The 14,529-nt window shown below is 64.6% G+C and carries 13 protein-coding genes; 5 read left to right on the forward strand and 8 right to left on the reverse strand.

What is annotated here, in order from left to right; genetic code table 11:
* Positions 1 to 417: LpxI family protein (locus ACN0TK_RS06925; RefSeq protein ID WP_417308740.1), on the forward strand; the 417-nt coding region annotated here is incomplete at its 5' end.
* On the forward strand, positions 410 to 1,555 hold the full coding sequence (locus ACN0TK_RS06930) for a lipid-A-disaccharide synthase (RefSeq protein WP_417308741.1): 1,146 nt from the start codon (positions 410 to 412) through the stop codon (positions 1,553 to 1,555). The genes ACN0TK_RS06925 and ACN0TK_RS06930, both read left to right, overlap by 8 nt.
* Here the strand turns inward: ACN0TK_RS06930 and ACN0TK_RS06935 are convergent.
* Together ACN0TK_RS06935 and gltX are read right to left on the reverse strand one after the other, a co-directional pair.
* Positions 1,531 to 2,820 carry a citrate synthase gene (locus ACN0TK_RS06935; protein WP_417308742.1) on the reverse strand — a complete coding sequence of 430 codons (1,290 nt, stop codon included), beginning with the start codon at positions 2,818 to 2,820 and terminating at the stop codon, positions 1,531 to 1,533. The two genes, ACN0TK_RS06930 and ACN0TK_RS06935, sit on opposite strands and share 25 nt — an antisense overlap.
* A 154-nt stretch (positions 2,821 to 2,974) precedes the next feature.
* A complete protein-coding gene (gene gltX / locus ACN0TK_RS06940; RefSeq protein ID WP_417308743.1) occupies positions 2,975 to 4,390 on the reverse strand; it encodes a glutamate--tRNA ligase in 1,416 nt (471 codons plus the stop codon).
* A 128-nt stretch (positions 4,391 to 4,518) separates the two neighbouring features.
* Here gltX and ACN0TK_RS06945 point away from each other — a divergent pair, with 128 nt between their 5' ends.
* Both ACN0TK_RS06945 and ACN0TK_RS06950 read left to right on the forward strand, forming a co-directional pair.
* Positions 4,519 to 5,202 carry a DUF4350 domain-containing protein gene (locus ACN0TK_RS06945; protein ID WP_417308744.1) on the forward strand — a complete coding sequence of 228 codons (684 nt, stop codon included), beginning with the start codon at positions 4,519 to 4,521 and terminating at the stop codon, positions 5,200 to 5,202.
* A gap of 84 nt (positions 5,203 to 5,286) precedes the next feature.
* Entirely contained in the window at positions 5,287 to 7,428 is a 2,142-nt protein-coding gene (locus ACN0TK_RS06950) for a ComEC/Rec2 family competence protein (protein ID WP_417308745.1), read from the forward strand.
* A 45-nt stretch (positions 7,429 to 7,473) separates the two neighbouring features.
* Here the strand turns inward: ACN0TK_RS06950 and ACN0TK_RS06955 are convergent, their stop codons facing one another.
* From ACN0TK_RS06955 to lexA, 4 genes are all read right to left on the reverse strand, one after another.
* Positions 7,474 to 8,343 carry an SMP-30/gluconolactonase/LRE family protein gene (locus ACN0TK_RS06955; protein ID WP_417308746.1) on the reverse strand — a complete coding sequence of 290 codons (870 nt, stop codon included), beginning with the start codon at positions 8,341 to 8,343 and terminating at the stop codon, positions 7,474 to 7,476.
* Positions 8,340 to 8,954 carry a 2-dehydro-3-deoxy-6-phosphogalactonate aldolase gene (locus ACN0TK_RS06960; RefSeq protein ID WP_417308747.1) on the reverse strand — a complete coding sequence of 205 codons (615 nt, stop codon included), beginning with the start codon at positions 8,952 to 8,954 and terminating at the stop codon, positions 8,340 to 8,342. Before ACN0TK_RS06960 ends, ACN0TK_RS06955 begins: the two co-directional genes overlap by 4 nt.
* Positions 8,951 to 9,838: a 2-dehydro-3-deoxygalactonokinase gene (locus ACN0TK_RS06965; RefSeq protein ID WP_417308748.1), complete on the reverse strand. Its 888-nt coding sequence runs from the start codon at positions 9,836 to 9,838 to the stop codon at positions 8,951 to 8,953. The genes ACN0TK_RS06960 and ACN0TK_RS06965 overlap by 4 nt, the downstream gene beginning before the upstream one ends.
* 200 nt (positions 9,839 to 10,038) lie before the next feature.
* Complete coding sequence (gene lexA, locus ACN0TK_RS06970; protein ID WP_417308749.1) at positions 10,039 to 10,755, reverse strand: transcriptional repressor LexA; 717 nt, start codon at positions 10,753 to 10,755, stop codon at positions 10,039 to 10,041.
* A 204-nt stretch (positions 10,756 to 10,959) separates the two neighbouring features.
* On the opposite strand from lexA, the gene ACN0TK_RS06975 reads away from it, so the two are divergent.
* The gene (locus tag ACN0TK_RS06975; protein ID WP_417308750.1) at positions 10,960 to 12,858 is read left to right on the forward strand and encodes a diguanylate cyclase; all 1,899 of its coding nucleotides are present in this window, start codon (positions 10,960 to 10,962) and stop codon (positions 12,856 to 12,858) included.
* A 4-nt stretch (positions 12,859 to 12,862) separates the two neighbouring features.
* Here the strand turns inward: ACN0TK_RS06975 and glp are convergent, their stop codons facing one another.
* The gene (glp, locus tag ACN0TK_RS06980; RefSeq protein WP_417308751.1) at positions 12,863 to 14,068 is read right to left on the reverse strand and encodes a gephyrin-like molybdotransferase Glp; all 1,206 of its coding nucleotides are present in this window, start codon (positions 14,066 to 14,068) and stop codon (positions 12,863 to 12,865) included.
* The gene (gene moaC / locus ACN0TK_RS06985) at positions 14,065 to 14,529 is read right to left on the reverse strand and encodes a cyclic pyranopterin monophosphate synthase MoaC (RefSeq protein WP_417308752.1); all 465 of its coding nucleotides are present in this window, start codon (positions 14,527 to 14,529) and stop codon (positions 14,065 to 14,067) included. The genes glp and moaC overlap by 4 nt, the downstream gene beginning before the upstream one ends.

The raw sequence follows: 14,529 nt of genomic DNA on the forward strand, positions 1-14,529 counted from the left end.
GGGCCACCAATGGCCGATGAACTAGTTGCGACCGCGCGGTTGGCGCTTGAGGCCGCACGTACGATCGGGGAGCTCGATCTTGGTCAGGCGGTCGTTGCGGTAGGGCAGCGCATTGTTGCCGCAGAGGACATCGCGGGCACCGACGCCTTGCTCCACAGAACCACTCAGTTGCGGGCCGCGGGCCTCACTGGTGACGGCGGCGAGACGATGGTGCTGGCCAAGGCCAGCAAGCCACAGCAGCCCCTGGCGGTCGACATGCCGGCCATCGGTCCCGATACAGTCACTGGCTGCGCCAAGGCCGGCATCGGCCTCATCGTGCTTGAGGCCGGGCGTTGTCTGGTCTTGGGCGCCGACGAGCTGAAGCGCCGCGCCAGAGCCACGGGCATCAGTGTCGTTGGCCTCGCAAGCGATGGCTGATCCGCTGAAGCTGTTCATCGTTGCCGGCGAAGCCTCCGGCGACCGCATCGGTGGAGATCTGGTAAAGCGCCTGCGGGCCCGACAGCCTGTCACGGTGACGGGGGTGGGCGGGCCAGAACTGACGGGTCTCGGCCTCAACAGCCTGTTCCCCATGGACGATCTGGCGGTGATGGGCTTTGCCGATGTGTTGCGCCGTGCGCCGCTGCTGCTGTGGCGGTTGCGCCAGACCGCCAGGGCGATCATCGCGCAGCGGCCGGATGTTGTCGTGTTGATCGACTCGCAGGTTTTTTCTCATCTTCTGGCGCAGCGCGTTCGCCGCACCTGTCCTCAGATCAAGCTGGTGCTGTACGTTGCGCCTACGGTGTGGGCCTGGAAGCCGGAACGCGCCGCAGAACTCAAGCCATTGTTTGACGAACTGCTGGCCGTGCTGCCCTTCGAGCCGCGCGTCGTGGCAGATCTCGGGGGGCCGCCAACGCACTACGTCGGGCACCCGGCGCTCGACAGCGTAGCCTGGCGCGACAGCCCGACGGAGCGGGGGCCTTTGCTCCTGCTGCCGGGCAGCCGCAAGGGCGAGCTCAAGCGCCATCTCGAAATGATGCGGGTTGGGGTCGAACGGCTGCACGCTCATCCGGCGGTCGATGGCTTCGTCCTGCCGACGCCGGCGTCGCATGCAGAGCGCGTCCGGGCTGCCACGGCAGACTGGGCTGCGCCCGTCACGATCGTCAGGGGCGAGGCACGCTATAATGCGTTTTCCGGAGCGGTGGGGGCCTTTGCCACGAGCGGCACCGTGACCCTTGAACTGGCCCTGGCCGGCGTGCCGATGGTGATCGCGTATGTCGCCGATCGCCAGCAATCCAAGCGCTACAACGCAATTGGCCGTCCGCCCATCGGTCTACCCAATATCGTGGCCGGTCAGTCAGTGGTACCCGAGATGCTGTTCGAGGCGGGCAGCGATACGTCCGAGGCGCTGTCCAGTCTCAAAAAGCTCATGGATGATCCCGCGACGCGCCAGCGCCAGCTGAACGATTTCCGTGCGATCCGCGCGCTCATGCAAAACGGGGCGCCAGAGGCGCCCCGTGAAGATCCTGCCGATCGTGTGCTGGCTGTTGCGGCTCAGCGCTCGTCCATGGGGACGTAGTCGCGCACCGGCGAGCCCTGGTAGAGCTGGCGCGGGCGGCCGATTTTCTTCTGCGGGTCTGCAATCATTTCCTGCCACTGGGCGATCCAGCCGACGGTGCGGCTCAGCGCGAAGATGGCGGTGAACATCGAGGTGGGGAAACCGATCGCCTCGAGGATGATGCCCGAATAGAAATCGACGTTGGGATAGAGCTTGCGGGAGATGAAGTACTCGTCGGTCAGCGCAATTCGCTCGAGTTCCTGCGCCACCTGCAGCAGCGGGTTGTTTTCAACACCCATCAGGTCGAGCACTTCACGTGCCGACTCCTGCATCACCTTGGCGCGCGGATCGTAGTTCTTGTAGACCCGGTGGCCGAAGCCCATCAGGCGCACATTGCTGGACTTGTCCTTCACCTTGGCGATGAACTCGGGGATCTTGTCCACTGTGCCGATCTGCTTGAGCATGTTCAGCGCGGCTTCGTTGGCGCCGCCATGCGCCGGGCCCCACAGACACGCGACGCCAGCCGCGATACAGGCGAACGGATTGGCATCGGACGAGCCGGCGAGCCGGACCGTCGAAGTCGAGGCGTTCTGCTCGTGATCGGCGTGCAGGGTGAAGATCAGGTCCATCGCCTTGGCGACGACGGGGTTCACCTCATACTCTTCAGCCGGGACCGAGAAGCACATCTGCAAAAAGTTCGACGCGTAGTCGAGATCGTTGCGCGGATAGACGAACGGCTGGCCCACGGCATACTTGTAGGCCATGGCGACGATCGTCGGGATCTTGGCGATCATCCGGATCGAGGCGATCTCGCGCTGCTCGGGGTCACTGATGTCGGTCGAGTCGTGATAGAACGCCGCCATGGCGCCGACGACGCCGCAGACGATCGCCATCGGGTGCGCGTCCCGCCGGAAGCCACGATAGAAATAGTGCATCTGCTCGTGCACCATGGTGTGGCGGGTCACCCGGCCTTCGAAATCCTTCATCTGCTCTTTGTCGGGCAGCTCGCCGTAAAGCAGCAGGTAGCAGACCTCGAGGTAGTTGGCATTGTCGGCCAACTGATCGATCGGGTAGCCCCGATACATCAGCTCGCCCTTGTCACCATCGATATAGGTGATGGCGCTGTCGGTCGCGGCGGTCGAAGTAAACCCCGGGTCGTAGGTGAACATGCCGGTCTTGGCATACAGCGAACGGATGTCGATGACTTCGGGGCCAACCGAGCCCGAAAGAACCGGGAATTCGTGGGTCTGATCCCCGATGGTCAGTTTGGCGAGTTTATCGGTCATGAGCGCACTCCTTTGGGCCGCAATGGCCCGCGAGTAGGTGGGTGCGGGCAGGCCAGATAGTCGTTAAGGGGCAGGTAGATTGGCGTAACCCATCTACCCCATGTCTGCAACAGGCTGGTTAAACGTACTATTTTTGCGCCGCACCAGCCGCAGGTCAGGCCGCCTGATCGGCCAGGCGGGCCAGTGTTTCCTCGCGGCCGATCAGCACCATCACCTCGAAAATACCGGGTGAAACGGTCCGGCCGGTCAAGGCCGCGCGCAAAGGCTGCGCAACCTTGCCGAGCTTGAGGCCCTGCGCCTCGGCAAAGCTGCGGGCAGCGGCGTCGATCGCGGGCACCGCCCAGTCATCCAGTCCGCCAAGCACTTCTGCGAAGGCAGCAATATGCCCACGCGCAGCGTCGGTCAGTTGCTTGGCCGCCGACTCATCGATCGGCAGCGGCCGCACCTGATAGATGAACTGGGCAAGATCGATCAGTTCGAGCACGGTCTTGGCCCTCGGCTGCAGCTCGGGCAAGGCGGTCAGTACGGTGTCGCGATTGGCCGCAAGACCCTCGGCATCGACCGTGCGCTCCAGCTCTGTCGCGGTCTCGACCATGACCTCATAGAGCCGCTGGGGCGCCGCCTCGCGGATATAGTGGCCGTTGATGTTCTCGAGCTTCACGAAATCGAAGCGCGCGGCGCCCTTGTTCAGGCCATCGAGGCCGAACCACTCGACCATCTGCTCGGTCGAGAACATTTCGTCGTCGCCATGGCTCCAGCCGAGTCGGGCGAGATAATTGCGCATGGCCTCGGGCAGATAGCCCATCTGGCGATAGGCCTCGACCCCCAGGGCGCCGTGGCGCTTGGACAGCTTGGCGCCATCCGGTCCGTGGATCAGCGGGATATGGGCCATGTCCGGCACCTGCCAGCCCATGCCGTTGTAGATGATGATCTGGCGGGCGGCATTGGTCAGGTGGTCGTCACCGCGGATGATATGGGTCACGCCCATGTCGTGGTCGTCGACCACCACGGCCAGCATATATGTCGGCGTGCCGTCCGAGCGCAGGATAATGAAGTCGTCGAGATTTTCGGTCTTGAAGACGACGTCGCCCTGCACGTGATCGCGCACGGTGATCTCACCGGATTCGGGCGCCTTGATCCTGACGACGGGCTTCACGCCCTCTGGCGCCTCCGACGGATCGCGGTCGCGCCAATAGCCATTGTAGCGCGGGGCCTTGCCGGCGGCGCGGGCGTCCTCACGCATCTGCGTCAGCTCTTCTGGGGAGCAGTAGCAGTAGTAAGCCTGGCCGCGCTCAAGCAGCTCCATGACCACTTCGGTGTGCCGGTCGGCGCGCGAGAACTGCATCACCGGTTCGTCGTTCCAGTCGAGCCCGAGCCATTTCATGCCGTCGAAGATTGCCTGGACGGCGTCGTCGGTCGACCGTTCGCGATCGGTATCCTCGATGCGCAGCAGCATCTTGCCGCCGTGGTGCCGGGCGAAGGCCCAGTTGAACAGAGCCGTGCGGGCTCCGCCGATGTGAAGGTATCCGGTGGGCGAGGGCGCGAAGCGCGTAACGACCTGAGCTGACATGCGGTACTTTCCGATCTCTCGGGCTTATTTCTTGCCGGGTGTGTAGCACTTGCCCACGAGAGCGCAAGGGCAAGCGATTGACAGGTGTGTCCGTGCGAGGCAGCAACTCTGAAGGGGAGGATGCCAGCATGGCGCATATCGTGATGGACGCGCTTGGACATCAGGCGATCCGGGAGGCCGGTACCGAAGCGTCGGCCTATGGCATGCCCGCCGAAAGTGCCGGCCGCTGGCGCGGCAAGCGGCTGCAGGGGTTCCGCCAGATGTTGTCGGATGGCGGGCATACTATCGAAATCAGCCTGCCGACGCCGGACGTACTGGCGGCCGCCGACCTGTTGGTCGTCCCCAGCCGCTCGCAACTGCTGCCCTATGCGCCGGATGACCTCAAGGCAATCGGAAGCTTCGTCGCTAATGGCGGGCGCCTGATGATCCTTGGCAATCATCGCGGCATGGTGCTGCCGCAGCAGCAACTAGCCGCGGCGCTGAAGCTGCCGTTCACTTTCGCCAATGCCAGCATCGGTGGCGATCCGCAGATCGCCTTGCTGACCCATGCTGTGACGACAGACGTCACTGCGCTCGCGGTCCGCAACGCGTGCTGGCTGCAGGCGGGACCCGGCAGCGAAGTTCTGGCGCGTTTCGCCGTTGAGGCGCAGCCCTTTGCCCTCGGGAGTGCCGGCCCGGCCGGCCGGGTATTGGCCATTGCCGATTCCGGCTTCATGGCCAGCCTCGATGACGCAGGGCGCGCGATGTTCGAGTCCGCGGACAATGCCCGCTTTTTTGCCAATGCCGTGGCCTGGCTGCTGCAAAGCGACTAGCCGCGTCGGCACGAATTGGCGTCACGCGTGACGGGGACGGTTGAAAGGGGTTAGTATTTTCCCCCATCGGGGCAGGGGACGCCGATGGCCCAGACCGACACGCATGTTGCGGTTCGTCCACCCGCCCGGTCGCTGCTGGCGCCCGGGCCCGAAGTGCGTGTGCCAGACGCCGCGGTCATACGCACCGGTGCAGCCAGATCCGGCACCGGTACGACCGCGGCCATCGCCCAGGCTTTTGCGCATCGGCGCCTGCTGATCCTTACGCCATTCGCGATGATCCTCGGTGTGGTACTGGCGCTGCGTGTGCCGCCATCGCCGCTCGGGCTAGTGGTCGTCGGGCTGGCTTTGGCCATCGGCTTGAGCCGCTCGGGCGCGCGCCCGGTCGCCTTCCGTCTGCTGGCCATCTGTGCCGCCGTATGGCTCGGCTATGGCTTGCCCAGCGTTCATGGCGCGCTGTTCGGCACTGAGATGCTCGCCCGTCCCGCCTATGGCAGCTATCAGATGCGGGTTGATCGGGTGCTCTCGACGCCCGAGAGCGGCCAGCGTCTGATTATCTCCGGCATCACCGAGGGACCGCATACCAGATCGTTACCGATTAGACGGGCACGGATCGTCGCGAAGACCGATCTCGGTCTGGCGCCCGGTGACATCATTGCTGCGCCGGTGCGCTTCTATCCCGTGCCCGGCCCCGTGCTGCCGAACAGTTTCGACCCACAGTTGCATGGCTATTTCGACGGGATCGGCGCCTATGGCACGACGACCGATACGGTCACGCGAGTGACGGCAGGCGACAGTGCCGCCCCAAACCGCCTTGTCGATCAGACCAGACGGGGCATCGCCGCGCGCATCGACCATACCCTTTCACAGCCCTCCGCCGGCGTCGCCCGGGCACTTATCATCGGGGACCAGTCGGAAGTTCTCGATGAGACGCGCGAGATCATGGCAACCGCCGGGCTGGCGCACGTCCTCGCGGTCTCGGGCCTGCATCTTACCCTCGTGACCGGGCTGGTGCTGGTCGCACTGCGGGGCGGGCTCGCGCTGATCCCGGCGCTCCACAGCCATTTGTCGATCAAGCAGTTGGCTGCCGCCGGTGCGGTCGTCGCCGGGCTCAGCTACTTCGCCATTTCGGGCGGCAGCGTTGCGGCGCAGCGCGCCACCATCATGCTGGTTCTGCTGCTGGGCGCCGTCTTGGTCGGTCGCCGCGCCTTTACCATGCGCAATGTCGCGATCGCGGCATTGGTGGTGATCCTCACCGATCCGGCGAGCGTCGTCCGTCCCAGTTTCCAGCTCTCCTTCGCCGCCGTCGTGGCGCTGATCGGCGTCTGGGAACTGGTGCGACGCAGTGAACATCGCGAGCGCAGCGGGCTGGCGCGCGTCGGCGGCTATTTCGTCGGCATCGTCGCCACCAGCCTCGTCGCCGGCGCGGCCACGCTGTTGTTCTCGGTCTACCATTTCCAGCAGACCTCGCCGCTTGGCGTTTTGGGCAATCTCGTCGCCTTGCCCCTCGTCGGCTTTGTGGTGATGCCGGCGGCGCTTGTCGGCACCTTGCTGATGCCGTTCGGCTGGGATGCGCCCTTCATCGCCATCATGGGCTGGGCCATCGACCGGATGATCGATCTCGCGACGCTGGTGGCCGGCTGGAGCGAGGCGATAGACGCCAGCCCTCTGCTGACGCCGCTGTCCCTCGGTCTGGGGCTGGCAGCCTTCGCCTGGTTCGCCTTCATCGAAGGCTGGTGGCGGCTGATCGCACCCGCGCTGCTGATACCCGCCGTCGTCCTGCTGGGAATGGACCGTCCTCCAGATCTGCTGATCGCCGACAGCACCCAGGCCATTGCCTTGCACGGCGATGCCGGTCTCGAACTGGTCGCGGGCAGGGGCGGTTTTGCCGTCGAGGTCTGGCGCGACCACTTCGCGTCACCGATTTCAGCAAACCCGGATCGCCTGAGCTGCGACAGCATTGCCTGTGTCGGCAGCGGTGCCGGGGCCGGCAGTTTCCGGCTGGCCTATGTGCTCGATCCGGCAGGGTTTTTCGAAGAGTGCGGCACTGTCGATCTGGTCGTCAGCCGGCGCTACGCTCCCAGTACATGCGCTGCCCCGCTGGTCATCGACGCCGGCAAGCTGGCCGAGCACGGCGTGCACTGGCTGCGCTGGGATGCGATGGCGCGGCGGTTCGAGATCCGCCGCGCCATCGAAGACCGGTCTCTGCCCTGGCGCGCGCAGCGATAAACTCGCCGCATTTGCGCCATAATCAGGCTTAACGCGCGTTAAGACCTAGAGCTTGATGGCGGGTTCGGGAATGCCGGCCACGTCGAGCTGGACGGCAAAGGTGCTGCCGGCGATCGGATCGCGCTCCAGCTCTTCGGGTGTCATGCCCTCGCGGGCCGTGGTGATGTAGAGCGTCTTCATGTCCTTGCCGCCAAAGGCCGGACAGGAGGTCCGGCCGGTGGGCACTTCGATTTCCATGTCCAGCTTGCCGTCGGGGGTGAAACGCACGATCTTGCCGGCGCCCCAGCGGGCATTCCACATGCAGCCTTCGGAATCGATCACCGCGCCATCGGCATGGCCATCGACCAGACCCGACACGAAGCTCGTCCATTCCCCGATCGGCATGCCGGTTTCTGGATCCAGGTCGCATTTCATGATGTCCGAGCCGTTGTGGCAGAAATAGCCGATGCGGCCGTCGGGCGAGAAACAGGTGGTGTTGGGAATGCCGAGCCCGTCGCGCAGCTGGGTGAGCTTGCCGGCGCGATAGTGATAGAGCGCCCCGGCGCCAGCTTCGGCGCGCCGGCCCATGGTGCCGATCCAGAAGGCGCCGGAGGGGTGCACCCGGCTGTCATTAGACCGGTTTCCCGGCTTGTCCGCCTCGATCTCGACGATGGTCTCGGAGCTGTCGGTGGTGAAATCATAGCGCAGCAGGGCGCCGGACTGCGCCACGGCCATGGTGTTGGCGTCGATCACCGCGGCGGCGGCAACCGTGTCCTTGAAGGTGATACGATCGACCATATGCCCCTGGTCTGTGGCGCTCAGCATCGTCTGGTTCAGAATGTCGAACCAGAACAGCCGCTCATGCTGCGGATGCCAGAACGGGCCTTCGCCGAGTTCGCAGCGGCTGTCGACAAACATCTCGGCTTTCAGGCTCATTTCGATAGTCCCTCCTCATAGGCCGCGACGGCGGCGACGGCCCGTTCGGCCACGGTCTCGGCCGTCATCCCGGGCGTATAGATATAGGTGCCGAGTCCGAAACCGGCGCACCCGGCTGCGAAATACTCGATGAAATTGTCGGGTTTGGCGCCGCCCACGGCGTAGAGCGGCAGGCCTTCGGGCAGCACTGCGCGCATCGCCTTGATGCCCTTGGGGCCCAGAACTTCGGCCGGAAAGAACTTCAGTCCGGTTGCGCCGGCGCGGATCGCGGCAAAGGCATCGGTGGGCGAGAACACGCCGGGGTAGGAGGCCATATGGCACTCAACGGTGTGCGAGATCACCTCGGAATTGGTATCGGGCGACACGACGAAGGTACCGCCGGCTTCGGCGACCTGCTCGACTTCGCGGGGCGACAAGACCGTACCGGCACCGATCATCGCGCTGCCGCCAAAGCGTTCGGCCGCACGGGCGATCGAGGTCAGGGCGTCCGGCGAATTGAGCGGCACCTCGATCATGGTGATGCCGGCGTCGATCAGTGCTGTGCACACCGCATCGATTTCGGGCGGCGTGATACCGCGCAGAATGGCGATCAGGTGACGGTGCTGGATCATTGCAATTGCTCCCTGGCGGCCTTGAGGCCGGCGAGCGTTGCGTCCGTCGCATCGATGATGCGCGTCGTAACGCCCTTTTTCGAAAAGGCGCGGGCATAAAGCGCGGTGAGGCGCGCGCCGCCGATGAGGGGGATCGGGTCGGACCCGTGCTCAACAGTCTGGGCGCCGATTTCCGCACCGATCAGCAGGCCCGACAGATAGCCGGCGCACCAGGCGGGGCTCCGGCCCGACAGCAGTGCCGCAGCGCGGGTCTTGAACAGCATGGCGGTCAGCAGTTCGGGGTGCGACAGGCCCGCTTCTGTGCCGGCGTCGAAACCCTGTTCGCGATCCGCCGTATCGAGGTCACCGGCAAAGGAGTGGCGCAGAACGGAATGGGTGCGCAGCACGTCGAACAGTTCGCCGGTCATCGCCGAGGAAAACCGCTCGAGCCGCGTGCCATCCAGCGTTGCCCATTTGCTGTGGGTGCCGGGCATGACGATCAGCCCGGAATATCCCGGCAGCAGTGCGGAAAGCCCAAGCAGCTGGGTTTCTTCGCCGCGCATCACGTCCTCGGCGCCGCGCTCGCGCTGACAGACGCCTGGCAGGATACGCACCTTGTAGCTGCCGTCGGGCATGTTCGGGGCCACAGTGGCGGCTGCCAGCTGGCTGAGGTCTGCCGGGGCGTCCATATAGGGCGCCTCCATCCAGCCCTGACGGGCGCCCGCCATGCCACACACCAGCACTTCGGTGCCGGCAGCATCGGTTTCGGCCATCAGGGCGCGCAGCGTCGACGGATATTGCTCCGCCGTCAGCTTGCTCATGCCATCAGTCGAGTCACGCGACAGCACGGTCTTGCCGTGCGCATCAATTCCCCAGGCGCGCAGATTGGTCGTTCCCCAATCCACCGCAATCCAATTCACCCCGCCGGGCACAGCCCACTCCCTCGTCAATATCGGCGCTATTTTGATCTTGCCCTGCGCCTTCAAAGCGCCCGATCCCTAGCAGGATTGTCCCCCTCAACACCAGCATGTGCAACAAAAAAGGCCGGTCACACGGACCGGCCAAGGGGGCTGCATGGGGATAAACCGGGTAGCGGGGCTGCTGCTCAGTAGCGGCGGATCAGCCCGACGAGCCGGCCCTGCACGCGCACCCGGTCGGGCGGGAAAATGCGCGTCTCGTAGGCCGGGTTGGCCGCTTCGAGGGCGACGGAATTGCCCTTGCGGCGCAGTCGCTTGAGGGTTGCTTCCTCATCGTCGACCAACGCCACGACGATTTCGCCGGTGCTCGCAGCGTCCTGCTTGCGGATCAAGACGGTGTCGCCATCGAAAATGCCGGCGTCGATCATCGAGTCGCCGCGCACCTCAAGGGCGTAATGGTCACCGGACCCGAGCATTTCGGGTGGCACCATGATCGAATGGGAATGGGACTGGATTGCCTCGATCGGCGTACCGGCGGCGATGCGGCCCATGACCGGCACGGTGACCGACTGGCCGGCATCGGACTGCGCCGGGGCGGGGCGGGGCGGTGGCGACGCCACCCGGCCCAGATTGCCCTCGATAACGCTGGGCTCGAACTTGGCACGGCGGCCACCGAGTGTCGGGTTCATCGAATCCGGCAGCTTCACCACTTCCAGCGCCCTGGCCCGATTGGGCAGACGGCGGATGAAGCCACGCTCTTCGAGGGCGGTGATCAGACGGTGAATTCCGGACTTGCTGCGCAGGTCGAGCGCATCCTTCATTTCGTCGAAAGACGGCGGAATGCCGGTTTCCTTCATCCGTTCATGGATGAACATCAGGAGCTCGTGTTGCTTGCGCGTCAGCATGGTGACCCCATGGATGGATTCGGAACAAAGGCTGAACCTGTATACGTGTTCCAGTTATGTTCTGCAACCATGAAGAAACTTTTTCTGTTCCGGGCCGGTATCTCACCTTCCGGGGTGAAAATTATCCGTCGCCCTTAACAGCTTGTAAGTTCGGATCTTGCAATTATCGGCCCGCTACCACTGGTGGCATATGAGGTATTGCGTATGTGGCTTTCGCTTCTGGCAAGTTTTGCCGCCGTCGGTTTCTTCGTATCCGTCTGGGCCAATTTGCAGGATTGGGCGCTGTCACAACGGACACTGGTTGCGTCCAGCATTTTTGGCATACTGATGGGACTGGCCTCGATCAGCGCTCTGGCGTTGTCGATCGATGTGGCGGCAGGTGTGAAGTTCGATCTGCGGGGTACCGCCATCGCGGTGGCGGCCATTCTCGGCGGGCCGGTTGCTGCGCTCGTCGCGGCCGTGATGGCCGGTACTGCCCGTCTGGTGGTTGGCGGCGCCGGCGCAATTGCCGGTCTCGTTTCGATCGGCCTGACCGTGCTCGCCGGCCTTGCCAGCTATTACATGAGCCGGGGCCGGTTGCCGAATCTTCCGCAAATTCTGCTCTCCTCCTTCCTCGCGGGTCTGGCGCCGCTCGTCGCCGTGGTGACGATCGAAGGCGAGGCCGTCCGGAATACGGTCTGGGCGACGGGGGGGCTGCCGATCTTCGTTCTGACGATGCTTTCGACCTTCAGTGCAGTGTGGCTCGTCGTCATCAACAGCCGTCGCGCGGCCGAGCGCGCTTTGTTGCTCGGCGCGATAAAGCATGCGCCGGACTATTTTTACGTCAAGAACCCGAAAAGCCAGATCATGGCGGCGAACCGCAATGTGGCGCATTTGATCGGTGCCGATGGGGTCGAAGACGTCAAGGGCAAGACCGATTTCGAAATGTCCAGTCCTGAGCGGGCGCAGATCCTGCTCGAGGAGGAACAGCACATCGTCGAAACCGGCGAGCCGCTGCTCAACAAGCATGAAATGATCGAGATTGCCGAGGGCGAAGCGCGCCATTTCGTTTCGTCCAAGACGCCGGTTCAGTTGGGCAATGGCCAGGTTGTGGGCATTGTCGGCGTCAGTCGCGACATCACGGCGGAACATGAGATCCGCACGGAACTGTCGGAAAGCCGAGACCGGCTCTCCTTCATCCTGCAGGAGATGTCGGATGGCGTCGCGCTGATCCGCCACGACGGCACGATCGTGCTCTCCAATCAGCGCTATCGGGACATGTTCCCGCGTACCGGCAGCGCGCGCGTTCCCGGCGCCTATCTTCCGACCATCCTGCAGGCCGTGATCGACACCGGGGAGCAGCCGGCGGTGACCGCGGCCGATGCGAAGGCCTGGATGTCTGATGTGATGCACGCCATGCGCACGGGCGGCGATCAGCTGGTGCAATTGTTCGACGGGCGCTGGCTGCACATGCGCACGCAGGTTCATGCCGAGGGCATGTCGATCGCGGTCGTCTCCGACATCACGGCCATCAAGCGGGCCGAGACCAATTTGCGGGCGATGACCAAGCAGCTGGAGCATTTGGCGCTGACCGACGGTCTGACCTCGCTGGTCAACCGCCGTGGGTTTGACGATGCCATCGACCGCGAAGTCGGTCGGGCCCGTCGCAGCGACACGCCGATCAGCGTGCTGCTGATCGATGTCGATCGGTTCAAGGCCTACAACGACCGTTATGGCCACCTCGAGGGTGATTCCTGCCTGCAGGCTGTCGCCGAGGCACTACGCTCAGCGGTAAAGCGGCCCGTCGACGTCGTTGCGCGCTATGGTGGCGAGGAATTCGCCATCCTCTTGCCCGACACCGGCAACACGGGCGCCTATCATGTTGCCGAAGAAATTCGCAGCGCAGTGCGCAACAGAGCCATCGAACACGAGGCCAGCGAAAAGGGCATCGTCACCGTCAGCATCGGGACGGCCACGATGGAGGGCATCGATCCAGATCTGACGCCGCGCCTGCTGATGCTGCGGGCCGACGAGGCGCTCTATCTCGCCAAGGGCGGCGGCCGCGACAAGACAGCGGTGTGGACCGACCCCAAGCAGACCTTCGCCAACGTCGCCTATCTCTAGCACGTCAGCCCCAGTTGAGCGGAATGACCTCGACGATCTCTCCGGGCGGCTGGCCGGGATCGTTTTCCCGTTGCACGATCAGCGCATCGGCGGCGGCCAGCGAGGATCCATGGGCGCTGTCGGTCTCGAGGATCGGGCGCACCTGCAGATAGCCGATATCGTTGCGGCTCAGGCTGGCGCGGAGGTAATGCCTGCGCGAGCCGTTCGGGGGCAGGGCGCCCAGCGTCGGAACGCCGAAGCGCGGCCAGAACGGGTCGGTGTGTCCCAGAAGCGCCCGAAGCGCCGGACGCAGGATCACCGTCGCCGTCACCAGCGCCGAGACCGGATTGCCCGGCAGACCGAAAATCAGGGTCTTGCCACGAGTGCCGAACATCAGCGGCTTGCCCGGGCGCATGCTGAGCTTCCAGAAATCGAGCGTCACGCCGAGGTCCTTCAGCACGTCCTGCACCAGATCACGCTCGCCGACGCTGGCGCCGCCGGTCGTCACCAGGATATCGACGCCCATGTCGAAGGCGCTCAGCATGGCTGCGTCCAGCTTGGCCTTGTCGTCGGGCACGATACCGAGATCGACGACCTTTTCAGCGAAAGCCGACAACATCGGGATCAGCCCATAGCTGTTGGAGGCAACGATCTGGTCATTGCCCAGCGGCGTGCCGGGCGGCACCAGTTCATCCCCCGTCGCCATGATGGCGATGCGCGGGCGGCGGCTCACCGTCACGTTCGGCAGGTTGGCCGCGGCCGCAAGGCTCAACATGGCCGGCGTCAGCGCAGTGCCGGCGGGCAGCAGTTCCTTGCCACGCTCGAAGTCAAAACCTTGCTTCCGGATATTCTGGCCAACCGTGGGCTGCTTTTCGAAGCGGATCCGGTTGCCTTCGGCGGTCGCCTCTTCCTGCATGATCACCGCATCGGCACCGATCGGCAGCGGCGCGCCGGTGAAGATGCGCACGCATTGGCCGTGCTCCATCATCCCGACGAAACGCGCGCCGGCCTGGGCCGTGCCGGCCATCTTGAGGGCTCGGTCGGGCGTCGCCTCGCTGGCCCGCACGGCATAGCCGTCCATGGCGCTCGAATCGAACGGGGGCTGATTGTGCGTCGCGACCAGCGGGCTCGCCAGCACCCGGCGATGGGCGCGCCCCAGCGGCACGGATTCGCTGCCGAGGTCCGGCAGCTTGCCAAAAATGCGCTCAAGCGCTTCGTCGACTGAAATCAACGCCGGAAGTCTCCTGATTTGCCGCCGGACTTTTCTTCGAGCTGCACGGCAAGAATGCGCATCGCCCGGTCATGCGATTTGGCCATGTCATAGAGCGTCAATGCGGCGACACTGGCGGCGGTCATGGCTTCCATTTCGACACCGGTCTGGGCCGTGGTTTCCGCCGTGGCGGTGACCAGCAGGGTCGCGCCGTTGGCGGCAATCTCGACCTCGACGCGGCTCAGCCCGATCGGGTGGCAGAGCGGAATGAGTTCAGCGGTCTTTTTGGCCGCCATGATGCCGGCGATCCGGGCCACGGCCAACGCATCGCCCTTCTTGAGCTCACCTCCCACGATCAACGCAATCGTTTCCGGCTGCGCGTCCAGCCGGGCCGTCGCAACCGCCCGCCGCCGTGTCACCGCCTTGTCGGCGATATCGACGATATGCGCTTCCCCACGTTGATTGAGGTGGGTCAGCGCCAT

The organism is Devosia sp. (genome assembly GCF_048261455.1).
GTDB lineage: Bacteria > Pseudomonadota > Alphaproteobacteria > Rhizobiales > Devosiaceae > Devosia_A.

Coding starts and splice junctions, on each gene's coding strand:
- ACN0TK_RS06930 (WP_417308741.1), top strand. CDS start 410: ATGGCTGATCCGCTGAAGCTGTTCATCGTTGCCGGCGAAGCCTCCGGC.
- ACN0TK_RS06935 (WP_417308742.1), bottom strand. CDS start 2,820: ATGACCGATAAACTCGCCAAACTGACCATCGGGGATCAGACCCACGAA.
- gltX (WP_417308743.1), bottom strand. CDS start 4,390: ATGTCAGCTCAGGTCGTTACGCGCTTCGCGCCCTCGCCCACCGGATAC.
- ACN0TK_RS06945 (WP_417308744.1), top strand. CDS start 4,519: ATGGCGCATATCGTGATGGACGCGCTTGGACATCAGGCGATCCGGGAG.
- ACN0TK_RS06950 (WP_417308745.1), top strand. CDS start 5,287: ATGGCCCAGACCGACACGCATGTTGCGGTTCGTCCACCCGCCCGGTCG.
- ACN0TK_RS06955 (WP_417308746.1), bottom strand. CDS start 8,343: ATGAGCCTGAAAGCCGAGATGTTTGTCGACAGCCGCTGCGAACTCGGC.
- ACN0TK_RS06960 (WP_417308747.1), bottom strand. CDS start 8,954: ATGATCCAGCACCGTCACCTGATCGCCATTCTGCGCGGTATCACGCCG.
- lexA (WP_417308749.1), bottom strand. CDS start 10,755: ATGCTGACGCGCAAGCAACACGAGCTCCTGATGTTCATCCATGAACGG.
- ACN0TK_RS06975 (WP_417308750.1), top strand. CDS start 10,960: ATGTGGCTTTCGCTTCTGGCAAGTTTTGCCGCCGTCGGTTTCTTCGTA.
- moaC (WP_417308752.1), bottom strand. CDS start 14,529: ATGGCGCTGACCCACCTCAATCAACGTGGGGAAGCGCATATCGTCGAT.